General features: G+C 71.9%; 1 protein-coding gene. It reads right to left on the bottom strand.

Going from position 1 to position 8,221, the window contains the following annotated elements; all coding sequences use genetic code 11:
* Positions 1-8,221 (bottom strand): SDR family NAD(P)-dependent oxidoreductase (locus ABEA26_RS33640; protein ID WP_345597540.1); only part of this gene is annotated, 8,221 nt, incomplete at both ends.

Below are 8,221 nucleotides of genomic sequence, written 5' to 3'. Positions count from 1 at the left end.
ACCAGCGACGACGAGCACGCCGTGTCCACCGTCACCGCCGGCCCCTCAAGACCCATCGTGTACGCGACGCGGCCGGACAGGACGCTCGCCGAACTGCCCGTGACGCCGTACCCGGCGACCTCGTCGCCCGCGCCGTTGAGGAGGTACCCGTAGTCCTGGCCACTGGAGCCCGCGAAGACGCCCGTACGGCTGCCGCGCAGCGACGTCGGATCGATGCCTGCACGCTCGAACGCCTCCCAAGCCGTCTCCAGGAGCATCCGCTGCTGCGGGTCCATCGCCAGCGCCTCACGCGGGGAGATCCTGAAGAAGCCCGCGTCGAATTCCGTGACGTCGGCGAGGAATCCGCCTTGCATGGCGTAGGACGTGCCCACCGCGTCCGGGTCGGGGTCGTACAGCGAGTCCAGGTCCCAGCCGCGGTCCGCCGGGAAGTCGGAGATGGCGTCGCCGCCCTGGGCAACGAGCCGCCACAGGTCCTCCGGGCCGCGCACATCGCCCGGCAACCGGCAGCTCATCCCGACGATCACGACCGGGTCGTCGTCCGCGGCCGCCCTCATGGGGCTGGTGCCGATGCCCGTGCCCGTCTCCTCCGGGCCGACCGTCTCCGCGAGCAGGAACCGGCTGATCTCCCGAGGTGTCGGGTGGTCGAACACGAGGGTCGCGGGCAGCCGCAGGCCGGTCGCGTCACCTAGTCGATTACGCAGCTCCACCGCGGTCAGGGAGTCGAAGCCCAGCTCCTTGAACGGCCTGTCGGCCTCCACGGCCTCCGGTGAGGCGTGGCCCAGCACGGCGGCGGCCTGCTCCCTCACCGTGTGGAGGACCATTTCGTCCCGCTCCGCGCCGCTCAGTCCTGCGAGGCGCTGCGCCAGCGCCCCCTGCTCCCCGGTGCCGCCCGCGGCGGCCTGCGCCGCGCGCCGCAGCGGACGCCGCACCAGGCCGCGCAGTACGGCGGGAAGCGCGTGGGAGTCCGCGAGGCGCCGCAGCGCGCCGCTGCTCACCTTCAGCGGCACCAGCAGTGCCTGTCCGTTCGCCAACGCCGCGTCGAACAGGGCCAGCCCGTCGGCGTCCGAGAGGGTGCCGAGGCCCGCACGCGTCATCCGGGCTACGTCCTGGTCCGCCGGTGCGGACACCGCGTCGTCGCCGAAGCGGTCCCACACGCCCCATGCGAGGGACTGTCCCGGCAGCCCTGCCGCCCGACGTGCCTGGGCCAGCGCGTCCAGGTAGGTGGCGGCTGCCGCGGAGGCGCCCTGCCCGGCGCTGCCGAGCACTCCCGTCACGGAGGAGAACAGCACGAAGAGGGACAGGTCCTGCCCCTGGGTCAGCTCATGCAGGTTGCGGGCCGCGTCCGTGCACGGCCGCAGGACCTCCGCCACCCGCTCCGGAGTGAGGTCCATGACCACACCATCAGCCAGAACACCCGCCGCGTGCACCACACCGGTCAACGGACGTTCCGCGGGAATCGAAGCCAGTACCCCGGCCAACGCCTCCCGGTCAGCAGCATCACACGCCACCACCCGCGCATCCGCCCCCAACTCCGCCAACTCCGCGACCAGCTCCGCCATCCCTTCCGCCTCCGGACCACGCCGGCCCAGCAGCAACAGATGCCGTACGCCATACTCACCAGCCAGGTGCCGGGCCACCAGACCACCCAACGAGCCCGTACCACCAGTGATCAGCACCGTGCCGGCAGCATCCACACCGATCCGCCCCGCACCCGTGACCCCCACCCGGGCCAGCCTCGGCACCCGGACCACACCCCCACGCACCACCACCTGCGGCTCACCCGCCACCAGCACCACAGAAACGTCCGAACCATCCACGTCATCCGTGTCCACCAACACCAACCGGTCCGGATGCTCCGACTGCGCAGCCCGCACCAGACCCCACACCGCAGCACCCGCAAGATCAGACGGCCCAACCCCGTCCACACCCACCGCACCACACGTACGCACCACCAGACGCGACCCAGCGGCCCCCTCATCACTCAAGAACTCCTGCACCGCCCCCAGCACCTCGCACACCGTTTCCTCAACCCCACCACCACCGGAAACCGGCAGCACCACCAGATTACCCTCGCCCCGCTCACCCACCGGACCCGGGGCCGGAACCCACTCCACCCCGAACAGCGGGTCGGCCGTGTCTCCGGCCGCGGCCGCCAACTGCCCCTCGGACACCTGCCGCAACACCAGCGCGTCCACCGACGCCACCGGCACACCCACGCCGTCGGCGACCGAGAGCGACACCGCATCGGAACCGGCAGCGGCCAGCCGCACCCGCAACACCGACGCGCCCCGCGCGAACAAGGACACACCCGACCATGAGAACGGCAGGCCTCCCTGGTCGGTCTCGCCCGGCACGCTGATGCCGATGACGTGCAGGGCGGCGTCCAGCAGCGCGGGATGCAGGCCGAACGCCTCCGCGTCGGACCGTGCGGACTCGTCCAGGGCCACCTCCGCAAAGACCTCGTCGCCGCGCCGCCAGGCCGCCTTCAGCCCCTGGAAGGACGGGCCGTACGCAAAACCGGCTGCTTCGTACGCCTCGTAGATGCCTGCAACCTGTAGCGCCTCGGCACCCGCGGGCGGCCAGGAAGCGAGCACCTCGGGAGCGGCCATGGCCTCTTCGGGGACCACCTCACCCACCGCGTGACACGTCCAAGGACCGGACGGCTCGGCTTCGTCCGGGCGCGTGAACACGCTCAGCGAGCGGCGTCCCGTCTCCTGCGCTGCGCCGACGCTCACCTGCATCTGGATCCCGCCCTGCTCCGGGATCACCAGCGGGGCCTGCAACGTCAGTTCCTCGACGCGCGGACAGCCGGCTTGCTCCCCCGCCCGCAGGGCCAGCTCCACGAATCCGGTACCCGGCAGCAGGATCACACCCTGCACCGCGTGATCGGCCAACCACGGGTGTGTACGCACCGACAGACGGCTCGTCAGCACCATGCCGTCGCCGTCGGCCAGCATCAATGCCGCATCCAACAGCGGGTGCTCCGCCTCCCCGATCCTCGGACGCATCGCGCCCCCGCGCCCCCGCGCGCCACTGGCAGCGCGCGGCCAGTAGCGCTCACGCTCAAAGGCGTACGTCGGCAACTCGATGCCGCGAGCCCCGGCACCGGCGTAGAACGCCGACCAGTCGACTTCCCTTCCTTGTACGTGCAGTTCAGCGAGGGTGGCAAGCAGATTCTCCGACTCTTCACGGTTCTTGCGGAGGATGGGTACGAAGATGAGCCGCTGCTCGTCCTCGGAGCCGGACGTCACGCAGTCCTGCGCCATGGCGGACAGGACGCCGTCCGGGCCCAGCTCCAGGAACGCGCTCACGCCTCCCGCTTCCAGGGTGCGGATGCCGTCCAGGAACCGCACCGCTTCGCGGACGTGGCGCACCCAGTACTCCGGGTCCTGGGCCTCCTCCGCCGACAGGACCTCACCCGTCACGTCCGAGACGATCGACAGCTGCGGGGCGTTGAAGGTCAGTTCCTCCGCGACCTTGCGGAAGTCGTCGAGCATCGCGTCCATACGAGGCGAGTGGAACGCATGGCTCACCCGCAGGTGCTTCGTCTTGCGGCCCTCGTCCTCGAAGTGCGCGGCAATGGCGATCACCGCGTTCTCGCCGCCCGAGATCACAGTCGAACGTGGCCCGTTGAGGGCGGCGATCGACACTCCCTCGACCAGCAGCGGCAGGGCTTCGTCCTCCGTCGCCTGGAGCGAGACCATCGCGCCGCCGGCCGGGAGCGCCTGCATCAGACGCCCCCGGGCCGCCACGAGAGCGGCAGCGTCCTCAAGGGACAGCACCCCGGCCACGTACGCGGCCGACAGCTCACCGATGGAGTGCCCCAGCAGGTAGTCCGGCTTGACGCCCCACGACGTCACCAGCTCGAACAGCGCCACTTCGAGCGCGAACAGACCGGCCTGCGTGAACTGCGTCTGATCCAGCAGCTCACCCTCACCGTCACCCCCGCCGAAGACCACCGCACGAAGAGGCTGGTCCAGGTGATGGTCCAGTTCCGCGCAGACCTCGTCGAACGCCTCCGCGAAGACGGGGTACGTCTCGTACAGCTCCCGTCCCATGTGGGGGCGTTGCGACCCTTGCCCCGAGAACAGGAACGCCAGACCCCTGTGCTCTCCCTCCACTCCTGTGACCACGCGCGACGCCTGCCCGCCGTCCGCGAGCGCGGCAAGACCCGACAGCAGCTCCTCCCTGCCGGTTCCCAGCACCACCGCACGGTGCGCCAGCACCGAACGCGTCGCGGCCAACGACCACCCCACATCCACCGGCGACAACTCGGCCCGGTCACCCGCGTACGCCAACAACCTGGCCGCCTGCCCGCGCAGGGCCGTGGCCGACTTGGCCGAGACCACCCAGGGGAGCACGCCGCCCGACGTCCCTGAGGCGTCCGCCGATGCCTCGCGCGCCGGCTCCTCGGGTGCCGCTTCGAGCACGACGTGCGCGTTCGTGCCACTGATCCCGAAGGACGAGACGCCGGAGCGGCGCGGCCGGTCGCCCTGCGGCCACCGGCGGGCCTCCGTCAGCAGTTCCACCGCCCCCGCCGACCAGTCGACCTGGGGTGTCGGTTCATCCACGTGCAGGGTCTGCGGCAGTACGCCGTGCCGCATCGCCATCACCATCTTGATCACACCCGCCACGCCCGCCGCCGCGGCGGTGTGGCCGATGTTCGACTTCACCGAGCCCAGCAGCAGGGGTTGCTCGGCCGGGCGGTCCTGGCCGTACGTGGCGATGAGGGCCTGTGCCTCGATGGGGTCGCCGAGACGGGTGCCCGTGCCGTGCGCCTCCACCGCGTCGACCTCTGTCGCCGGCAGTCCCGCACTCGCCAGCGCCGCCCGGATCACACGCTGCTGGGACGGTCCGTTGGGAGCTGTCAGACCATTGGACGCGCCATCCTGGTTGACCGCGCTGCCCCGTACGACCGCGAGGACGCGGTGGCCGTTGCGCCGCGCGTCGGACAGGCGCTCCACCAGGAGCATGCCGACGCCTTCGGCATGGCCGTAGCCGTCCGCCGCCCCGGAGAACGACTTGCACCGGCCGTCGGGGGACAGGACGCGCTGGCGTCCCATGGCCAGGAACGCGGACGCGGAGGGCAGCACCTGGACGCCACCGGCGAGCGCCAGTGAGCACTCGCCGCGCCGCAGCGCGTTGCAGGCCAGGTGGAGTGCCACCAGGGACGACGAGCACGCCGTGTCCACCGTCACCGCCGGGCCTTCGAGGCCGAAGGTGTAGGCGATGCGGCCCGAGAGCACGCTGACCGAGTTGCCGGTCAGGAGATAGCCCTCGGAGCCCTCGGGCATTTCGGCGTGGACGGCGTAGTCCTGGGCCATCGCCCCGGCGAACACGCCCGTCTGGGTGCCGCGCACCGCGGCGGGCCGGATCCCGGCCCGTTCGAACGCCTCCCAGGCCGCTTCCAGGACGAGCCGCTGCTGCGGATCCATCGCCATCGCCTCACGCGGGCTGATCCCGAAGAACGCCGGGTCGAACTCCCCCGCGTCGTAAAGGAATCCGCCTTCACGTACGTAGGTCTTCCCTGCCTTGTCGGGGTCCGGGTCGTAAAGGCCTTCGAGATCCCAGCCGCGGTCGGTCGGGAAGGGTCCGACGGCGTCCCGGCCTTCGGTGACCAGGTCCCACAAGTCCTCCGGCGAGCGGACCCCGCCGGGCAGTGTGCAGCTCATCCCGATGATCGCGATGGGTTCCGAGTCGTCGGCCGCGACGGTGGCGGCCGCCGCCGAGCCGTCGGCGCGCTCACCGAGCAGCAGGTCGCGCAGGGAGGTGGCGAGCACGGCCGAGTTCGGGTAGTCGAACACGAGCGTGGCGGGCAGCTGCAGCCCGGTGGCCGCTTCCAGGCGGTTGCGCAGTTCTACCGCGGTCAGCGAGTCGGCGCCCAGGTCCTTGAACGCCCGCTCCGGTGCCACGCCCTGCGGCCCGTCGTGCCCGAGGACCAGGGCCGTCTGGGAGCGGACCAGGTCGAGGATCCGGCGCAGCTGGTCGTCCGCGGAGAGTGCGGCGATCTCCCGGGCCAGCGCGAGGCCCGCGCCGGCCGACTCCTGCGGCTGTTCCTTCCTGGCCTGCCGTATCTCGGGCAGCGAACTCACCAGTGTGGCGCGCTGTCCGGGCAGTTGGCCCGCCGCGTACGCGGCCCAGTCGATGTCGGCGATGGCGACGGCGGCGTCGTTGCGCCCGAGCGCGCCGAACAGGGCGTCGATCGCCCGGTCCGGTGCCATCTCCGGGACGCCGCTGCGTCGCAACCGCCGCGCGGCCTGCTCCCCCTGGGCGAGACCGCCGCCGCCCCAGGCACCCCAGGCCACCGAGGTCGCGGGGTGGCCGTCGGAGCGACGGCGGCGTGCCAGTGCGTCCAGGTGCGCGTTCGCCGCGGCGTAGTTGCCCTGGCCCGCGCTGCCGAGCACACCGGCGAACGAGGAGTACAGGACGAACGCGGAGAGGTCATGGGCCCGGGTGAGCTCGTCGAGATGCAGGGCGGGTGCCACCTTCGAGCGCATCACCTGGGTGAAGCGGGCCGGGGTGAGGGAATCGACGGTGCCGTCTTCCAGTACGCCCGCGGTGTGGAACACGGAGTCGAGCGGGTGTTCCTCGGGGATGTCCGCGAGGACGCGTGCGAGCGCGTCGCGGTCCGCGGCATCGCAGGCGACGACGGTCACCCGCACACCGGTCGCGGACAGTTCTGCCTCCAGCTCGGCCGCGCCGGGCGCCTGCGGGCCACGCCTGCTGACCAGCACCAGATGTTCCGCACCCGCCCCGGCGAGCCGGCGCGCCAGGTGGGCACCCAACGATCCGGTGCCGCCCGTGATGAGGGCGGTGCCCTTGGGGCGCCACTCGGCCTCGGGGGTACCGGGTCCGACGGGAGCGTGTTCCAGCCGGGCCGCGTAGGCCCCGGCGGCACGTACGGCGACCTGGTCCTCGCCGCTTCGTCCGGAAAGCACCGCCACCAGCCGGGCCGCCGTCCTGCGGCCCCACTCCCCGGGTAGGTCGAGCAGGCCGCCCCAGCGCTGCGGGAACTCCAGGCCCACGACTCTTCCGAAGCCCCACAGCTGGGCATGGGCGGGGTGCGCCGGGGCATCGGCGGGTCCGGTACCGACCGCGCCTCGGGTCACGCACCACAGGGGTGCCGTGACACCGACGTCGCCGAGCGCCTGCGTCAACCCGAGCGTCGCCACGAGTCCCGCGGTCACGGAGGGTTCCCCGGACGTGGCGCTCTCGTCGAGCCCCAGCAGGGACAGTACGCCGCTCACCGTGCCCGGCTCGGGCAGGGCGTCGCTCAGCATGCCGGCGAGCGCGTCACGGTCCGCGTCGCCCACCACGACTCCGGTGACCTTCGCCCCGTGGTCGGCAAGAGCCCGCAGGACGGCGGCTGTCGGTTCGCCGTCGGCTTCATTGTTCCTGGGCAGGACCACCAGCCACGTGCCGTCGAGCGACGGGCCGTGCGGTTCCGGCAGCATCTGCCAGGCGACCCGGTACCGCCAGGAGTCGGCCGCAGACCGGTCGCGCTGCTTGCGCCGCCACGACAGCAGCGCGGGAAACACCTCTCCGAGTCTGTCGTCGGCGGTGACCTCCAGGGCGCCGGTCAGGCCCTCCAGGCCCTCCCGCTCCACCTCGTCCCAGAAACGGGCCTCCACCGTGTCCGAGGCCGGCGCGGCCGGGCCGAGGAGCGCTCCGTCGGGCCAGTAGCGCTGGTGCTCGAAGGCATAGGTCGGCAAGTCGACACGGTGTCCGCCGGGCAGGAAGTCCGCCCAGGCTACGTCGACGCCGTGGACGTGCAACTGCGCCAGTGACGTCAGCAGCCGCCGCATACCGCCCTGCTCACGACGGAGCGTACCCACCACCAGCGCGTCAGCAACCGTCTCCTCGACCCCCACCGTCAGCACCGGATGCGGACTGACCTCCACGAACACCCCGTGGCCCTGACCGGCCAACTCCTCCACCACCGGAGCGAACCGCACCGTCTCCCGCAGATTCCGGTACCAGTACCCCGCATCCAGCTCACCCGCCCCCACCCACGCACCCGACACCGTCGAGAACATCGGCACAACACCCTCGGCGCCATCCCCGGCGCCGTTCTCGGCGCCGGACGTCCCGACACCTCCCAGCACCCGCACCAACTCGTCCTCAAGCGCCTCCACCTGCACCGAATGCGAGGCGTAATCCACCGCCACCCGGCGCGCCCGAACACCCAGCCGCTCACACACCACCTGCAACTCGTCCAGAG

Origin of the sequence: Streptomyces marokkonensis (assembly GCF_039539045.1) — a bacterium.
In the GTDB taxonomy this organism is placed as follows: Bacteria; Actinomycetota; Actinomycetes; order Streptomycetales; family Streptomycetaceae; genus Streptomyces; species Streptomyces marokkonensis.
This window is presented reverse-complemented; position numbering and strand designations above follow the sequence as displayed.